The organism is Bradyrhizobium sp. SZCCHNRI1009 (assembly GCF_032487575.1).
Classification (GTDB): Bacteria; Pseudomonadota; Alphaproteobacteria; order Rhizobiales; family Xanthobacteraceae; genus Bradyrhizobium.
The window spans coordinates 1-16,722 of sequence record NZ_JAUEUL010000003.1 but is presented as its reverse complement, the minus strand read 5'-3'; the positions used below and the strand labels follow the sequence as shown (position 1 = coordinate 16,722).

Annotated in this window: 17 protein-coding genes and 1 pseudogene; 2 read left to right on the top strand and 16 right to left on the bottom strand. The window is 63.6% G+C overall.

Annotated features, from left to right (window positions below; all coding sequences use genetic code 11):
- Position 1 precedes the first annotated feature (1 nt).
- The 3 genes from QX010_RS06995 to QX010_RS06985 form a co-directional block, all read right to left on the bottom strand.
- On the bottom strand, positions 2–1,399 hold the full coding sequence (locus QX010_RS06995; RefSeq protein WP_316178503.1) for a pyruvate dehydrogenase complex E1 component subunit beta: 1,398 nt from the start codon (positions 1,397–1,399) through the stop codon (positions 2–4).
- A gap of 30 nt (positions 1,400–1,429) precedes the next feature.
- A complete protein-coding gene (gene pdhA / locus QX010_RS06990; RefSeq protein WP_316178501.1) occupies positions 1,430–2,452 on the bottom strand; it encodes a pyruvate dehydrogenase (acetyl-transferring) E1 component subunit alpha in 1,023 nt (340 codons plus the stop codon).
- Positions 2,453–2,684: 232 nt separating this feature from the next.
- Positions 2,685–2,933, bottom strand: a complete 249-nt coding sequence (locus tag QX010_RS06985; RefSeq protein WP_316178500.1) for a hypothetical protein — start codon at positions 2,931–2,933, stop codon at positions 2,685–2,687.
- Between QX010_RS06985 and QX010_RS06980 the strand changes: the two genes are divergently transcribed.
- Complete coding sequence (locus QX010_RS06980; RefSeq protein WP_316178498.1) at positions 2,932–4,611, top strand: methyl-accepting chemotaxis protein; 1,680 nt, start codon at positions 2,932–2,934, stop codon at positions 4,609–4,611. The two genes, QX010_RS06985 and QX010_RS06980, sit on opposite strands and share 2 nt — an antisense overlap.
- A 134-nt stretch (positions 4,612–4,745) precedes the next feature.
- Here the strand turns inward: QX010_RS06980 and QX010_RS06975 are convergent, their stop codons facing one another.
- From QX010_RS06975 to eno, 8 genes are all read right to left on the bottom strand, one after another.
- Positions 4,746–5,063 carry a septum formation initiator family protein gene (locus tag QX010_RS06975; protein ID WP_315711657.1) on the bottom strand — a complete coding sequence of 106 codons (318 nt, stop codon included), beginning with the start codon at positions 5,061–5,063 and terminating at the stop codon, positions 4,746–4,748.
- A gap of 78 nt (positions 5,064–5,141) precedes the next feature.
- Entirely contained in the window at positions 5,142–5,852 is a 711-nt protein-coding gene (locus QX010_RS06970; protein ID WP_316178496.1) for a GNAT family N-acetyltransferase, read from the bottom strand.
- Positions 5,853–5,878: 26 nt separating this feature from the next.
- Positions 5,879–6,670, bottom strand: a complete 792-nt coding sequence (locus QX010_RS06965) for an aldolase (RefSeq protein ID WP_315799778.1) — start codon at positions 6,668–6,670, stop codon at positions 5,879–5,881.
- Positions 6,671–6,804: 134 nt separating this feature from the next.
- Positions 6,805–7,362: an NADPH-dependent FMN reductase gene (locus QX010_RS06960; RefSeq protein ID WP_316178495.1), complete on the bottom strand. Its 558-nt coding sequence runs from the start codon at positions 7,360–7,362 to the stop codon at positions 6,805–6,807.
- Positions 7,363–7,506: 144 nt separating this feature from the next.
- Entirely contained in the window at positions 7,507–8,676 is a 1,170-nt protein-coding gene (locus tag QX010_RS06955) for a serine hydrolase (protein WP_316178493.1), read from the bottom strand.
- Positions 8,677–8,898: 222 nt separating this feature from the next.
- The gene (locus QX010_RS06950; protein ID WP_316178492.1) at positions 8,899–9,894 is read right to left on the bottom strand and encodes an MBL fold metallo-hydrolase; all 996 of its coding nucleotides are present in this window, start codon (positions 9,892–9,894) and stop codon (positions 8,899–8,901) included.
- A gap of 120 nt (positions 9,895–10,014) precedes the next feature.
- Positions 10,015–11,154, bottom strand: coding sequence for a zinc-binding dehydrogenase (locus QX010_RS06945; RefSeq protein WP_316178490.1), 1,140 nt, complete (start codon positions 11,152–11,154; stop codon positions 10,015–10,017).
- Between the two features lie 32 nt (positions 11,155–11,186).
- Positions 11,187–12,470 carry a phosphopyruvate hydratase gene (gene eno, locus QX010_RS06940; RefSeq protein ID WP_316178488.1) on the bottom strand — a complete coding sequence of 428 codons (1,284 nt, stop codon included), beginning with the start codon at positions 12,468–12,470 and terminating at the stop codon, positions 11,187–11,189.
- Positions 12,471–12,664: 194 nt separating this feature from the next.
- Between eno and queF the strand changes: the two genes are divergently transcribed.
- On the top strand, positions 12,665–13,141 hold the full coding sequence (queF, locus tag QX010_RS06935; protein WP_316178487.1) for a preQ(1) synthase: 477 nt from the start codon (positions 12,665–12,667) through the stop codon (positions 13,139–13,141).
- Positions 13,142–13,199: 58 nt separating this feature from the next.
- Here queF and QX010_RS06930 read toward each other — a convergent pair whose 3' ends face one another.
- The 5 genes and pseudogenes from QX010_RS06930 to QX010_RS06910 form a co-directional block, all read right to left on the bottom strand.
- Positions 13,200–13,415, bottom strand: a complete 216-nt coding sequence (locus QX010_RS06930; RefSeq protein ID WP_316178485.1) for a hypothetical protein — start codon at positions 13,413–13,415, stop codon at positions 13,200–13,202.
- Positions 13,416–13,438: 23 nt separating this feature from the next.
- Positions 13,439–14,494: a hypothetical protein gene (locus QX010_RS06925; protein ID WP_316178483.1), complete on the bottom strand. Its 1,056-nt coding sequence runs from the start codon at positions 14,492–14,494 to the stop codon at positions 13,439–13,441.
- 450 nt (positions 14,495–14,944) lie between these two features.
- Positions 14,945–15,238 (bottom strand): YrhB domain-containing protein, encoded by a 294-nt coding sequence (locus tag QX010_RS06920; protein ID WP_316178481.1) that lies wholly within the window; start codon positions 15,236–15,238, stop codon positions 14,945–14,947.
- A 79-nt stretch (positions 15,239–15,317) separates the two neighbouring features.
- Positions 15,318–15,779 (bottom strand): hypothetical protein, encoded by a 462-nt coding sequence (locus QX010_RS06915; RefSeq protein ID WP_316178479.1) that lies wholly within the window; start codon positions 15,777–15,779, stop codon positions 15,318–15,320.
- A 756-nt stretch (positions 15,780–16,535) separates the two neighbouring features.
- A pseudogene (locus QX010_RS06910) lies at positions 16,536–16,722 on the bottom strand (hypothetical protein); the annotation flags it as partial.

Genomic DNA, 16,722 nt, shown 5'->3' with positions numbered 1-16,722 from the left:
CTTAGCGGTAGCAGACGGACTTGGCGGCCTGCACGACCTCCGCCGCCGAGGGCAGCGCGAGCTTCTCGAGGTTCGCCGCGTAAGGCATCGGCACATCCTTGCCGGACACGCGCGCGACTGGCGCATCGAGATAGTCGAAGGCGTGCTCCATGATGCGCGCGGCGATCTCGGCGCCGACGCCGCTCTGCGCCCAGCCTTCTTCCACCGTCACCGCACGGCCGGTCTTCTTGACCGAGGCGACGATGGTCTCGGTGTCCATCGGACGCAGCGTGCGCAGGTCGATCACCTCGGCCTCGATGCCCTCCTTGGCGAGCTCATCGGCGGCCTTCAGCGCGTAGGTCATGCCGTTCGACCACGAGATGATGGTGACGTCCTTGCCGCTACGGGCGATGCGCGCCTTGCCGATCGGGATCACGTAGTCGTCGAGCTTGGGCACCTCGCCGGAGTGACCGTAGAGCACCTCGTTCTCGAGAAAGATCACCGGATTGGGATCGCGGATTGCGGCCTTCAACAGGCCCTTGGCGTCCGCGGCGGAATACGGCGCGATCACCTTGAGGCCCGGGATGTGCGAGTACCAGGACGAGTAGTCCTGGCTGTGCTGCGCGGCAACGCGGGCGGCAGCGCCGTTCGGACCGCGGAATACGATCGAGCAACCCATCTGGCCGCCGGACATGTACAAGGTCTTGGCCGCGGAGTTGATGATCTGGTCCATCGCCTGCATGGCGAAGTTGAAGGTCATGAACTCGACGATCGGCTTCAGGCCGGCCATCGCGGCACCGACGCCGATGCCGGCGAAACCGTGCTCGGTGATCGGCGTGTCCATCACGCGGCGGGCGCCGAACTCCTGCAGCAGGCCCTGGGTGACCTTGTAGGCGCCCTGATATTCGGCGACCTCCTCGCCCATGATGAAGACGTCGCCGTCGCGGCGCATCTCCTCGGCCATCGCGTCGCGCAGCGCCTCGCGGATGGTTTGCGTCACCATCTCGGTGCCCGCGGGCACCTCGGGATCGGGCTCGGCCACGCTCTGCGGCGCAGCCACGCCGGTCGGCGCAGGCGATGCCGACACCGAAGCAGCCGGCTCGGCCGGCGGCGCCGACTGCGCGGCCTTCATCTCGGCTGCAGGCGCTGCCGCCTTGCCGAGATCGGCGGCGGTCTCGCCGTCGGCGAGGATGGTCGCAATCGGCGTATTGACCGCGACGTCGGCAGTGCCTTCGGGGATCAGGATCTTGCCGAGCGTGCCCTCGTCGGTCGCCTCGACCTCCATCGTGGCCTTGTCGGTCTCGATCTCGGCGATCACGTCACCCGACTTGATCGCCTCGCCTTCCTTCTTCAGCCATTTGGCGAGATTGCCCTTTTCCATCGTGGGCGACAGCGCAGGCATCAAAACTTGAATAGGCATATCAGCTCCAGAGAAACAGCTTGCGCGCGCTCAGCGATAAACGTCGGTGTAGAGCTCGGCGACATCGGGCTCGGGATCGGCTTGCGCGAAATCGGCGGCCTCGTTGACGATCTTGCGCACATCGGCATCGATCGTCTTGAGATCCTGCTCGCTGACCTTGGCCGCCAGCAGGCGGTTGCGCACCTGCTCGATCGGATCCTGGTCGTGACGGACCTTCTCCACCTCCTCGCGGGTACGGTACTTGGCCGGGTCCGACATCGAGTGGCCGCGATAGCGGTAGGTCTGCATTTCCAGGATATACGGACCCTTGCCCTCGCGGCACCACGCGACCGCCTTCTCGCCGGCGGCCTTCACCGCGCGGACGTCCATGCCGTCGACCTGCTCGCCCGGGATGTTGAAGGAGATGCCGCGCTTGGAGAAGTCGGTCTGCGCCGAGGCGCGCGACACCGCCGTGCCCATGGCATAGCGGTTGTTCTCGATGACGTAGATCACCGGCAGCTTCCAGAGCTCCGCCATGTTGAAGCTCTCATAGACCTGCCCCTGGTTGGCCGCGCCGTCGCCGAAATAGGCGACGCTGACCGAGTCGTTGCCGCGGTAGCGGTTGGCGAGCGCAAGGCCGGTGCCGAGCGAGACCTGGGCGCCGACGATGCCGTGGCCGCCGAAGAAGTTCTTCTCCACGCTGAACATGTGCATGGAGCCGCCCTTGCCCTTGGAATAGCCGCCGCGGCGTCCCGTGAGCTCGGCCATGACGCCCTTGGCATCCATGCCGGTGGCCAGCATGTGGCCGTGATCGCGATAGCCGGTGATGACCTGGTCGCCCGGCTTCAGCGCCATCTGCATGCCGACGACGACCGCTTCCTGGCCGATGTAAAGATGGCAGAAGCCGCCGATCGCACCCATGCCATAAAGCTGACCCGCCTTTTCCTCAAAGCGGCGGATCAGCAGCATGTCGCGCAGCGCAGCCAATTCCTGTTCTCTGGTGAATTCCGGCGGCGGGCCGTTATCTCTGTCCTGCCCTTGTTCCTTTGCGGCGGTCTTCTTCGGTGCGGCCATGGCAATTCCGGATGAGAGAAAAAGTAGCTCTCTCTAGCTCAACTCCAGGAGACGTAAAAGGACCGCGTGGCACGTCCGAAGGCTTTGGCGTGCCGCACTGCAATGCACACGAAATATTGCAAATACAATTCCACCATTTTTGGAATCCGACCGCAGGCCGCTACAAAAAAGAGCAGCCATCTCAGCGGATGGGACGCGTCCGGCCAAGCCGACGACGCCCTCCGCGACACCCTCATCGGTGGATCTCGACGACGCCATCGGCGACCAAAAAACCCGACATATCGAACATCGGCATAACGGATATTCCGACCGAGCAGCGGCAGAGGGTCTCCGTGTTTCTACGGGCCTTCGAATCAATCAATTCTAAACCTTCCGCAACGCACAATTTTTCCGAATTCATCAACGAAATCAAATAACTCAACGGAAATCCCTGGCTGCCTGAACTGTCCGGCTGCCTCGTCCCCCTGACAGGAACGAACATGGTTCTCACCATCCCTCGCCGCTTTGCGGTTCTGGTCGCGTTATCCATCGGCGTCTGTATCGTCGCCGTCGTCAGCCAGCTGCTGGCCACCCGCACAGCCCTGGTCGAAGAGCGTAAGGCCGCGGTCGTCGGACAGGTGCAATCTGCCGTGTCGATCGTTAAGGGCTTTGCCGATGCGGCGGCGAAGGGCGCCCTGACCGCGGACGAGGCGCAGAACCGCGCCAAGGCCGTGCTCCGCGGCATCCGGTTCGGCAAGAACGACTACATCTTCGTCTACCAGCCGGACGGCGTGAACCTCGTGCTTGGCCCGAAGCCGGATTGGGAGGGCAAGGGCCTGCTCAACGAGAAGGACGCCAACGGTCTGCCTTTCGTACGCGAGTTGATCGCGGCTTCGACCCAGCCTGGTGGCGGCTTCGTCAGCTATATGTTCGCGCGCGCCGGCAGCAGCGTCCCGGTGGCGAAGCTCGGCTACACCTTGAAGGCCGATCCGTGGAACTGGGTCGTCGGCACGGGCGTGTATGTCGACGATCTCGACGAGGCGTTCTACGCCTCCGTCAAGGTGACGCTGATGTGGGCCGTCGGATTGATCGCCCTGCTGTGCGTTGCGACCCTGATGATCGCGCGCGGCCTGGTCCGGCCGCTGCAAGCGATCACCCGGACGATGACCGAGCTTGCGAACGGGAATCTCGCTGTGCAGATACCGAGCTCGGAACGGCGCGACGAGGTCGGCGAGATGGCCCGTGCCGTCGAGGTGTTCAAGGTCAATGCCGTCGCCCGCCAGCGGCTCGAAGCCGAGCAGAACGAGCTGGAGGCGCGCCAGGCCGAGCAGCGCAAGATCGATACGATGCGCCTTGCGAACGATTTCGAGACAGCGGTCGGCCAGATCATCGAGACCGTGTCGTCGGCAGCGACCGATCTGGAGTCATCGGCCCAGTCGCTCAGCGCGACTGCCGAACGCTCGAAGGGTCTCGCCACCGTCGTAGCCGGCGCCTCAGGCGCCGCCTCCAACAACGTCCAGTCGGTCGCCGCCGCCACCGAGGAAATGTCCTCCTCCGTGAACGAGATCAGCCGGCAGGTGCAGCAGTCTTCGGCGATCGCCAGTGAAGCCGTCGAGCAGGCCCGCAAGACCAATGAACGCGTGGGCGAATTGTCGCAAGCGGCGGCTCGCATCGGCGACGTGGTGGAGCTCATCAACACCATCGCCGGCCAGACCAACCTGCTGGCCTTGAACGCCACCATCGAGGCGGCGCGGGCGGGTGAAGCCGGCCGCGGCTTCGCCGTTGTCGCCTCGGAGGTCAAGGCGCTCGCCGAGCAGACCGCCAAGGCGACCGGAGAGATCAGCCAGCAGATCGGCGCCATCCAGACCGCCACCCAGCATTCGGTCACCGCCATCAAGGAAATCGGCGACACGATCGGCCGGATGTCGGAAATCGCCGCCACCATCGCAGCCGCTGTCGAAGAACAGGGCGCCGCAACCCAGGAAATCTCGCGCAACATCCAGCAAGCCGCCAGCGGCACGAAAGAGGTTTCCGCGAATGTTGCCGACGTCCAGCGCGAAGCAACCGAGACAGGAACGGCTTCGTCCCAGGTGCTCAACGCTGTGCAGTCACTGTCCCAGGACAGCAACCGCCTGAAGGCCGAGGTCCACAGGTTCCTCGCCACCGTGCGGGCCGCATAAAGAGCAGCGCATCAGCGATCGTCGAAGGCCCGCGCGCAGCGCGGGTCTTCCTCGTCATGGGCTTGTCGTGCACGCGTTCGTTACGCAGACGCGAGGCCAGTCTCCCAACGGATGCCTCGCGGAGACCGGCTCGCTCAGTTTGGCCGATTGATCCGGATCAGATCACGCGGGTTGGCGTAGCCGAGCTGGAAGCGGGCGCGCTCATCGAGCATGTCGGGATCGACCCGGTCGGAGCGCAGCAGCGACACGCGCTTCTCACCCTCCGCCCGCTCCTGCTTCAGCCGGGCGAGCTCGGAGGTCAGCGCAATGATCTCCTGGTCGAGCTCCTGGCGCGCGGTCAGGCCGTAGCGGCCGGTATAGGCGTTGATGCCGAAATAGCCGATGATGGCGGCCGCCATCGTGTAGAGGGCGAGCCCGGTCAGGAACGATTTGAGCCGCGCGCGGGAGACCATGGCCGGAAGATGGGGCGCCTTGGTTAAGGATCTGCTAATCCGCCCCGCGAGGCTTCTTTACGAAGGTCGCATCACCCGTCACGGGCTGACGGATTGCCGAAGCACCGTGAAACACAAGGTGGCTCGCGACACGAAGCCGAGACGCTCATACAGCGCGATCGCGGCATGATTGTCCTCTATGACGTGGAGAAACGGCGTCTCGCCCCTGCCCCTGATGGCCGTCATCAGGGCCGTCACGAGCCTCTGGGCATAGCCACGGCCGCGAGAGTCCGGATGGACACAGACCGCGCTGATTTCCGTGAACCCGTCGAGGCGCATGCGCTCCCCGGCCATCGCAGCCAGGCGCTGCCCGTCGCGGATGCCGATATAGCGGCCCAGCTCGTGGGTCCTGGCCAGGAACGGGCCGGGCTTGGTCAGCGCCGTCATCTCCAGCATCGCCGGAATGTCACGCTGGTCGAGCGTTTCGATCACGGCATCCCCAACAGGGGCCTCGGCCTCGACCGCAACCATCTGGCGGACGCTGGCGCTGAACCAGGCGGCAAGGCCGTGCAGGTCGCCCGGAGGAGCGGGAGTCACGATCGCAACCACGTCCTTCTTGGCGAAGTCGGCGAGCTCAGACCACGCAGCATCGCTGTCGTCCGACATGGCAGCGAATGGTGCAATCGCCGCTGGATAGCGACGAGCATGCGCGGTGCCTTCCGCAAGCGCCCGGTGCCCGGTGGTCAGGGCTGACCAGACGGGACGATCCAGCGCTGCGCGCTGCTCGGCAGAAAGCTCCAATCTGGACATCGCACCAGCCTCCAGACGATCAGTCCTCAGCTCCGGTAGACCGGCTCCTCGAGGTCGAGCATGCGTTTGACGGCCTCGAGGTGCAACCGAGCCGATTCCGCATCTCCTTCGCGCATCTGGCGAGAGGCGGCTTCCGCGATTGCCGGCGCGACGGCGGTGACCTTGCGGCCGGTCGACAGCGCCAGGCACTGCACCTGGCAGGCGCGCTCGAGATAATAGAGATCGTCCCAGGCTTCAGCGATGGTCGGCGCCAGAACCATGACGCCATGATGCTTCATGAAGACGATGTCGGCGTTGCCGACCGCCCCGGCGATGCGGTCCCCCTCGCGCGCGTCGAGCGCCAGCCCGTTGTAGTTCGCGTCGACCGCGGTTCGTCCGTAGAATTTCAGCGCCGTCTGCCCGGCGAAGATCAGCGGGTCGCCTTCGGTCATCGACAGCGCGGTGGCGTAGGGCATGTGGGTGTGGAACGCGACCTTGGCCCGCGGCAACGCCTTGTGGATGCGGGCATGGATGTAGAAGGCAGTCGCTTCCGGGCGGCCATCGCCGGCAATGACGTTGCCGTCGAAATCGCACACCAGCAGCTTCGAGGCCGTCAGCTCACGAAAGGCATAGCCGTAGGGATTGACGATGAAGAGGTCGTCATAGCCGGGCACCAGCGCCGAGAAGTGGTTGCAGATGCCCTCTTCGAGCCCGTGCCGCGCCGCCATCCGGAAGCACGCCGCGAGGTCGATCCGCGCCTGCCAGACGGCCTCCGAGTCGAGATCCGGCTGGTTCGGGCCGGGCCTCGACGACGACGCGGGTGTGAACGAATGGGCCATCATGCTTCCTTGGCAATGCGCATCCTTGCGCTGGTCCGGCATGGCCTTGAAACGGATCGGGCAAGGCGCGTCAACGCCCTGCCCGCATCATAGCCGTCATGCAGTTGGCGACCGCCGCACGGCGACGACCAAGGTCAGCCGTTCTGCTTGGCCACGAAGGCGGCGAAGGCATCCAGATATTGCTGCAACACCGTCTTGAGCGAATCCTTGACCAGCTCACCCTGGGCGTCGAACGCGTCGCCGACGCCGTTCAGGTAGATTTCCGGCTGCCCCATGATCGGGCCCGAGATGCCCGGCATGATGTTCTGCAGGTGCTTGGCCGCCGCCACGCCGCCGAGCGGGCCCGGCGAATTGGAGATGAGGCCGACCGGCTTGCCCAGGAACGAGCTCTGCCCATAGGGGCGCGAGGCGATGTCGATCGCGTTCTTCAGCACGCCGGGGATCGAGCGGTTGTATTCCGGCGTCAGGATGAGGACGCCGTTCGAGGCCTTCAGCTTGTCGCGCAGGGCGAGCCAGTCGGCCGGCGGATTGGCTTCGAGATCCTGGTTGAAGAACGACAGGCCGTTGAGCGTGGTGACGTCGATCTTCAGGCTGGCCGGCGCCAGCTTGGCGAGCGCATTGGCGATCTTCAGGGTGAAGCTCTCCTTGCGGAGACTGCCGACGAGGGCGACGATGGCGTACGGAGCAGGCATAGGGCATCCTTTGCAGGGGAACGTGAGGGGTGCACTTAAGACACATGGGCAAGACCATGCAAGTGCATGAAAACAGCGTGTCGCGAAACTCAGCGTTTCATCGCGAGCAGGGCGCCAATGTTCCAGACCTTCGCCGCGGCGAGCTCAAGCCGTGGCTTTGAGGCAGCGGGCAAATTCCGCCACCGCCTGATGCGTCAGCCAGATCGCCTGCCCGTCGACCGGCTGAGCCCAGCTCGACAGCTTGGCGATCACGATGCCGTTGGCGGCATCGACGAACAGGTTCTGGCCGTGAATGCCCATCGCGAACATCAGCTGCGGCTGATCGTTGATGACGTACCAGCCGCTGCGATAGTGCATGTTGCGGCTGATCGCGGCAAAACTGTCGCGCCACTGGCCGTCGCGCCAGGCCTTGATGTCGCCATTGTGCCTGATGTCGTCGAGCCAGGCCTCGGGGATGATCGCGTGCGAGCCGCGCCGGCCGCCTGACAGCACGAGCTGCCCAAGGCGCGCGAAATCGCGCAAGGTGGCGCAGAAGCCGCCGGTGCAGCGCGGCGCGCCCTTGCGATCGAGGGTGATGAAGGCTTCGCCGCTGGCCCCCATCGGCTTCCACAGCAGGCTGCCGACGAGGCTTGCGAAGCTGCGGCCGGTGGCGCGCTCGATGGCCCAGCCCAGCAGATCGGTGTTGGAGGAGACGTAGCTGAAGGTGCCGCCATGCGGCGCCGACTGGGCGCGCATCGTCGCGAAGAAATCGTGCAGGTTCGGCGTCGTGCCCGGCGCGACCGGCTCCCAGCCGCTGGCGTCGGCATAGGCCTGCAGGCCGGCGCCATCGAACACGACGCCGGCGCGCATGTCGATGAGCTGCCGGATCGTGGCGCCGCGATAGGCCGTGGCGGCCACCTCCGGCACGTAGCGCGTGACCTCGGCGTCGATGTCGATCTCGCCGCGACCGGACAGGATGCCGACCATGAGGCCGGTGATCGACTTGGTCGCCGACATCAGGATGTGCGGCGTGTCGCGGTCGGTGCCGCCGTCATAGCGCTCGAAGACGATGCGGCCGTCATGCAGGATCAGCAGCCCGTCGGTCGCCGTCGCCTTCAGGAAACCGTCGAGATCGAGCGTGCCGCCCTTGGGCAGCCGCACGCTGAAATCCTCGAACGCAACCGGGCTCGCCGGCAGCGGCCAGGCGCTGCCGGGCGCGCTCTCGACGTCGGCGACCGGCAGGATCGCGCGGATGTTGTGAAAGGCCCAGCGGCTGAACGGCGCAGTGCGCCAGTTGGAGAGATCGGCGGTGGTGGGAGAGAGGTCGATCGACATGCAAGGCCCTGCGGAGTCCCGGGAACGCCTGACATAGGCGTTCGCCGGAGCGGCGGGAAGCCCGGCATTTCGCATATGCAAAACAAGCAGGCCGCATCGAAAGACGGCCTGGCACACTCCATCCCCGTCATTGCGAGGAGCGAAGCGACGACGCGATCCAGAGTCCCGACCGAGCCCCTGGATTGCGTCGCTTCGCTCGCAATGACGCCGGTTAAAGCGAAATCAGATCACCGGATTCCACGGCGCCGGAATCAGCCGGTACTTGGCGCCGTCCTTCTCGACATAGCCCACGGAGGGGAACGAGAAGTGGAAGCCGATCACCTTGGCCTTCTCGGCGGCGGCCATGTCGTAGAACTTGTGCCGCGTCTCCTGCGCCATCGCGGCATCGGTGTCGAACATCACGTGCCAATCCGGATTGCGCAGGAACAGCTCGGGGACGTTGGTGACGTCGGCCTGGATCAGGACCCTGGCATTGCCGGAAGCGACCGCGAACGAGGTGTGGCCCGGCGTGTGACCGGGCGTGCCGAGCGCGGTGATGCCGGGCGCGACCTCCTTGTCCCACTCGTACTGAGTGACCTTGCTTTCGAGCCCGCCGAACACCTTCTTGAAGTTGGCGAAGTTGCCCTTCATCAAGTCGGTCTGCGTCTTGGCGGCGTTCTCGTCGCTATTCCAGAACGCCCACTCCTTGGCCGGCACCTTCAGCTCGGCGTTCGGAAATGCCAGCGAGCCGTCCGCGAGCTTGAGGCCGTTGATGTGGTCGCCATGCATGTGGGAGAGCACGACGACGTCGATGCTCTTCGGATCGACGCCGGCGGCAGCGAGGTTCTGCAGCGTGCGCCCCACCGCGCCCTTGCTGGCCTCGAAGGCCCCGGCGCCGTTGCCGGTGTCGATCAGGACCAGCTTGGAGCCGGTGTTGATCAGCTGCGGATTGAAGGGGATCGTGATCATGCCCTTCGGCATGTAAGCGCTTTCGGCAGCGGCGAGCGCGTCATCCTTGGCCGTGTTGACGACGAACTTGTCGGGCATCGGGAAGGTGCGGGCGCCGTCATTGACGGAGGTGCACTCGTAGTCGCCGACCTTGTAGCGGTAGAAGCCGGGGGCCTGCGCTCCGGCGGGCGCAACCGCCGCGCGTGCCTGTCCGGCCAGCGGCGGCAAGGCGGTTGCAGCTCCGGCGAGGGCCGCACCAGCCAGAAATCGACGGCGATCCAATCGGGTCATGACAAATCTCTCCTCAGTGCTTCATGCGGCTGACGCCGCCCCCCAGACAAACGGGGCGGATTGTCTCCGCATGCGGGCCAAACGCAAGCCCGTCAGCAACGTCCGGGGAGCGACGTTAGGTCACTTATCTTTGTTGGGGTCGATGAGGAATTTTTCGCCGGTGGCCCGTTTGGCGTACACCGCGAGGTTGGCCGGATCGAGCGCCTCGGACAAGGAAACGACCTTGGTGTAGTGGCTGGCAAAGGTCGTCTTCAGCTCGTCGACGACGCGCTGGCGCAGCCGCTCGGTATCCGCCTTGCCGATCTTCATCAGGAACGGAAACAGCAGCCAGCCGCCGACGCTCCAGGTCATGCCGAAGCCGCGGGTGATCTCGGTCGGCCTGACGTCGAGGCTGCCGTAGATGTAGACCTGCTTGTGCACGTTCGAGCCGTATCGGCTGTACGGGTGCTTGCCGGACTTGTTGATCGCGGCTTCCATCGCGTTGAGGATCTGGCCGGCGAGCTTGCCGCCGCCGATCGCATCGAAGGCGATGGTCGCGCCGGTCTCGACCAGTGCCGCGATCAGTTCGTCCATGAAGGTGGGCGAGGTCGAATCCACGACGTACTTGGCGCCGAGGCCGCGCAGGATCTCCGCCTGTGCCGCACTGCGCACGATGTTGACGAGCGGGATGCCGTCCTTGAGGCAGATCTTGTTGAGCATCTGCCCGAGATTGGACGCGGCCGCTGTATGCACCAGCGCGGTATGGCCCTCGCGCCGCATCGTCTCGGTCATGCCGAGCGAGGTCAGCGGATTGACGAAGCAGGAGGCGCCCTCGGCCGGGGTCGTGCCGGCCGGCAGCGGCAGGCATTCGGAGAGCTTCAGGCAGCGATACTGGCTGTACATCGCCCCACCGATCGCCGCGACCGTGCGGCCCATCAGCGCCTTGGCGGCGTCGGAGGATCCGGTCTTGACCACGACGCCCGCCCCCTCGTTGCCAACAGGCATGGACTCGTCGACCCGGGCGGCCATCGCCCGCATCCCGGCTTCCGGCACCTTCGCGATGATGACCGGACGGTCCTTGGTGCCGGACGCCTGCATGGTCGACAGGTCGGCAGCGCCAACGAGCAGGCCGAGATCGGACGGGTTGATCGGCGCCGCCTCGATCCGCACCACGACCTCGTCCGGGCCCGGCTCGGGGGTCGGCACGTCGACCAGCGAGAGCTCGAGCTCGCCGCTGCGCTTGATCAGCGTCCGCAGTTGCAGGCCTGCCTCGACACCCATGCGCGCCTCCCTCTTCCGTGTTGCGTTCCGGATCAGGCCAGCGCCTTCAGCGCCGCCCTGCCCGCATATTTGGCCTGCGCATCCAGCTCCTGCTCGATGCGCAGCAACTGGTTGTACTTGGCGGTGCGGTCGGCGCGCGCCAGCGAGCCGGTCTTGATCTGCCCGCAATTGGTGGCGACCGCCAGATCGGCGATCGTCGAATCCTCAGTCTCGCCGGAGCGGTGCGACATCACGGCGGTGTAGCCGGCCTTGTAGGCCATCTCGACCGCGGCGAGCGTCTCGGTCAGCGTGCCGATCTGGTTGACCTTGATCAGGATCGAGTTGGCGCGGCCGTTGCGGATGCCGTCCTCGAGCCGGTTCACATTGGTGACGAACAGGTCGTCGCCGACCAGCTGGCACTTGTGGCCGATCAGGTCGGTCAGCTCCTTCCAGCCGTCCATGTCGTCCTCGGACATGCCGTCCTCGATCGAGGCGATCGGATAGCGCGCGACGAGGTCGGCGAGATATTTGGCCTGCTCCGAGCGCGAGCGCGACTTGTTCTCGCCCTCGTAGACGTACTTGCCGTCCTTGAAGAACTCGGTCGCGGCGCAGTCGAGCGCCAGCATGACGTCCTCGCCCGCGGTGTAGCCGGCCTTGCCGATCGCGCTCATGACGAAGTCCAGCGCTGCGTCCGCCGACGGCAGGTTCGGCGCGAAGCCGCCCTCGTCGCCGACATTGGTGTTGTGGCCGGCCTTCTTCAGCTCGCCCTTCAGCGTATGGAAGATTTCCGAGCCGCAGCGCAGCGCTTCCGCAAAGGTCGGTGCGCCCACCGGCATGATCATGAATTCCTGGAAGTCGATCGGGTTGTCGGCGTGGACGCCGCCATTGACGATGTTCATCATCGGCACCGGCAAAGTGCGGGCCGAGGTGCCGCCGACATAGCGATACAGCGGCATGTCGTAGGAGATCGCCGCCGCCTTGGCGCAGGCGAGCGAGACGCCGAGGATGGCGTTGGCGCCGATCCGGCTCTTGTTCTCGGTGCCGTCGAGCTCGATCAGGATCTGGTCGATCTGGACCTGGTCCTGCACCGACATGTCGCTGAGCGCCTCATAGACCTCGTCGTTGATGGCTTCGACGGCCTTCAGCACGCCCTTGCCGAGATAGCGGTGCTTGTCGCCGTCGCGCAGCTCGACCGCCTCATGGGCGCCCGTCGAGGCACCCGACGGAACGGCGGCGCGGCCGACCGAGCCGTCCTCCAGCACGACGTCGACCTCGACCGTGGGATTGCCGCGGCTGTCCAGGATTTCGCGGCCGATGATGTCGACGATGGCGGTCATGAGGTCCTCTTACGGGCTTCTGGTGGGCGTTGCTGCGCCGCTTCTACCGCAGGGACGGGAGGGCGAAAAGGCCAAGTCGGACAGAAGTCGGGCAGAAGTCGCGGCCAAATGACGAGGCGGCTGCCCGACGCGGCGAGTGACGGCGGCGGCCGGATTGGCTAAGACGGCGCCCAACCTCATCCCTGGCCCGAGACATGGCGAAAAGATCCACAAAATCCGACACATCAGCCGAGCTCCAGCTCGGCCGCCCGGTCACCCAGCCGGACAGCCCGGAGACGGCCAAGCTCGACCGCGTTCCCAACCCGCAGAAGGACACGGATTATCTGGCCCGCTTTACGGTGCCGGAATTCACCTCGCTCTGCCCCGTGACGGGACAGCCGGACTTCGCGCATCTCGTCATCGATTACGCCCCCGGTCCCTGGCTGGTCGAATCCAAGTCGTTGAAGCTGTACCTCGCGAGCTTCCGCAACCACGGCGCCTTCCACGAGGACTGCACGGTCGCGATCGGCAAGCGCCTCGCCGCCGAGCTCAAGCCGAAATGGCTGCGCATCGGCGGCTACTGGTACCCCCGCGGCGGCATCCCGATCGACGTGTTCTGGCAGACCGGCAAGCTGCCGAAGGGCCTGTGGGTGCCGGACCAGGGCGTGGCGCCGTATCGGGGACGGGGGTGAGCCTGATCGAGGCCAAGGAAGTGCGGCCGTGAACGGGGCAGTAGAACAGGCCGGCGTGTCAGTGTTCTGTCCCAAGTGGACTACAAAGAACATGCCGCAGCACAAGGATTGGGAAGAGCGCAGCAATGATAGCGACGGCGAGGATTTTCCCCGCATAGCCGGACTCGACCGAATAGCGCTGCCAGATCCAGTAGTCGATCGCGCAGCCGACCGCTGCGAAAATATAAAGCGAGATGATATTGGCGATCCCCCGGCCTGTTGGGCTCGCACGCAACAATCGGCTCCTTCCTTCAGCTCCTAGAGTGGCTTGAAAGCAGGTTCACCCAGTCTCCAGATACGTGCCTGAGGGTCCAACACGCGATAACAGCCGATCGCGGTATATTGCGAGTCGCCAATGGAACTCTTTTGAGCAACGATAGCAACGTTCTTACCCTTGACGCGAGCTTTGTCACCGGGAGTAAGATTCCTGACTGCGACCGATCCATCGGCAGAAATCGATTTGATCTGGAAGCGCGAAATATTTCCGCTATTGGGAGCCCCGGCAGTCCATTGTACGAAGACATCTCTTTCAGTGGGCCCGTCAACCAGCGTCAGTGAACTCGGATCCGTCTCGTGAACATTGAATTTCCATGTCACCTCGTTGCCGCACACCGTCGGCTCGGGGAACGGCTGCGGGATCGGCGGAACGCGCGCGAAGTGAATGAATGCTGGATACGTTGCCCCGTTCGGAGCCGTAGCATTCGCTTGCAGTACAGCCGCACTCGCTTGTGTGCGGGGCAAGGTCTCGATAAGCTCGCCTTGTGAAACCGTCTTGGGAAAGCGCGCTACCACGGCTTGCAGGGCCGGGTCGTCGATTGACCAGTCGATCGTCGCTGTATTGACGTTCGGCAAGTACCATTTGATGTGGACGACGACGGATTCCTCCGTCGCGTACTGGACATACATCTGAAGTCCACTGACATTCGCACCAATGTTCTTGATGCACTCGATATATGCGTTCGCCCCATTCGGGTCCAATCCGGTCCAGGCTAGGTTAACTTGCTGATTATACGTCAGGGATTCTTTGTGTTCTTGTCGCAGTTTCTCGCTATCTTGTTTGTACGCATTGTAGTCGCCCTTGACCGGCACGCCATAGAGAACGGCGGTAAGGCCGCCGCTCGCCTTCAGATCATCGAAGGCTTCTTTGGTAACGAGGCTTGACATGCGCCAGTCGGATGCCACGCTAGTGCTCTTATTGTAGGTTGATTTGACCAGCGCGGCGTTGCATTGGCTCATGTCGACTTGAGCATTGGCGCTGTGGAATGGTGTCGTAAAGAACAGGACACCGATGCATGCAGAAATAATGCGCTTCATTCGCGCTCTCCGAGATATGTCTAAAATAGACCGCGCCTTTATTAGTATTAGACTGACAGTTAATCAACTTTTAGTTGAAAGCGCCCACCCCCCCAGAGCGAAGCGGTGGCGGGAGGGAAAATGGCGCCGGCAGGAAGGTCAGCATAGGAATTACAGGTCCAGTGCTGGACTGCACCCCTCAAGTGAGACACGATAATTTCAGTGACAGGCATTCCGAGGATGACCTGTGGCAGTACGAGGAAAGACCCGTCGTTTCCCGACGACGCACAAGTTGAAGGCAATCAAGCGGGTCGAGCGGGGCGAAGGCGTTCTGCGCCGGTCGCTCGTGAGCTCGGCATAGCGCAGAAGCTGCTGCACGAGTGGATCAAATTTCGACCCGAGCGATGGGACGCCCGGCGACAGGTTAGGTGCACTGTGTCAACGTAATCTTGCTCGCTTCCAGAGTGGCGATCAATGATCATCTCTCATTTCTGCGAGAACCGGCTTCAGTCCTTCCTGCCACGATGTGTAGGTCGGCAAATGTCGAAGAGTCCCGTTGCGATCTATAAATATCGGACCATTTCCGGCGAGAGCATAACGAAATTCTCCTGTCTCCTGATGCAGCTTCGAATCATAAAAGAAGAGCCATCCTCGCTCCACATCCTTCGTTTTCTCTTCGAGAACCACCAACTCGCATTCAGCCACGTTCTCGAGCTCCGCAATTCGGCTGGATGCCAACTTTCGCGCTTCGTCGAACGAAATCATCAGTCAGTTCTCATATCTCGTTTCCTGCAACTCAATTCACGACAGCTTTTCCTTCTTCCGATAGAGTCCCAAAAACCCGCTATTTCAAAAGCGACTTGACTCGCTCTCGTTCAAACGCGCCGATCTCTTGCTGCCACTCGGTATATTTGGCGGCGGCAATGGGAACACCGATCAGATGAAACCCGGAGTCGTCTTCGTACATCGCGACGAAATAATCCTGCTGGAGCTGACGCGGTGTAGTGGGACCTCGAGCGTAGCTATGACCGTTGCCGAACGTCACGTATACGCGCTCCAGCTCTGGTCGCTTGCCACGCAGAACGGCAAGCACCCGCAACCAAGCTGACCAGTACTCGTGCGGAGCTTCGCCCGAACCTGCGGATTGCTCGAAACCAAGGAGACCTGCAGGCGCGTCTAGGACCCGCACCCTGGCCAGAACGATTTGATCCATGGATGACAAAGCTTGGGGTTTCGGGATTTCGAGAGGCACCTCTTCCGAAAAGTAAGTCCGTAGGCCATTGGCTTCCGCCGCCACGAGCGTCATTGTCCCAATCAAGACGACACAAGCCAAACAGCTAAGGAGAGACCTGATCGCTCTCCACCCCAACCGACTCATTGAATCGAATATCGGGTCGTTGATTGAATTAGAGCAGTGGCCGCCACCATCAATCGTCCGAATGTTTTGCAGCATCCCAACTCTCCGCCAGGGCAGACTCTAGTTCAGCCGCCAAAATCCTGCCAATCTCGATGGGACCACCCTGAGCTGCTCGTGTCCACTTGAATGCCGGAGTTCGACTTGGGACTGGGACACATTCGAGCCGCGCAGCAGAATTTTTTCTCTTTCCTTTTTTCCGAAACCATGCTTTATTCCGTCCGTCCCGTCTCGATCAGAGGGGCGCTTCGCGGTCGTCACGGACGTTGAGGCGGGATGCGGTGGGTGTATCGGGTCGCAGCGTGAACCATTCATGCGGACGAACGAGCCTGATGCGCCGGCGAAGTCGTATGGTCCTGGCCTCCCGACGCTGAGGCTACGCTGGTGGTGATGATCCGCCGGTCACGGGGGCAAGACAGCCCGGTCCCCGGGGAGAGTACGTATAAGCCGCCCAACCATCGCGCGGGGAATGCCGGGATGTCTCGGCTGAACCTGTGGTTCCTGCCGCCTGCATTTTTTTCTGCAGGCGGGCCATGGGGGCGGCCAGCTCCCGGCATTCCCCGTGCCCTCTTTTCGGAAAGAGGGCATGTCCAAAGGCAAAGCTCGGACGCAGATGCGCCGCGAGATGGCGGCGGTGTGCGCCCAGGGCTAAAGCAGCAAACGATGGGCCTTTATGCGCTCGCCTGTCTCCACGTCGTCATGCCCGGGCTTGTCCCGGGCATCCACGTCCTTCTCGGCGTGCCGGACGACGTGGATGGCCGGGACAAGCCCACGGCTGTCCGGTTCAGACAGACTGGACATGGTGCATGGCGTGGATTCTTCTGCGGTCTTGAGC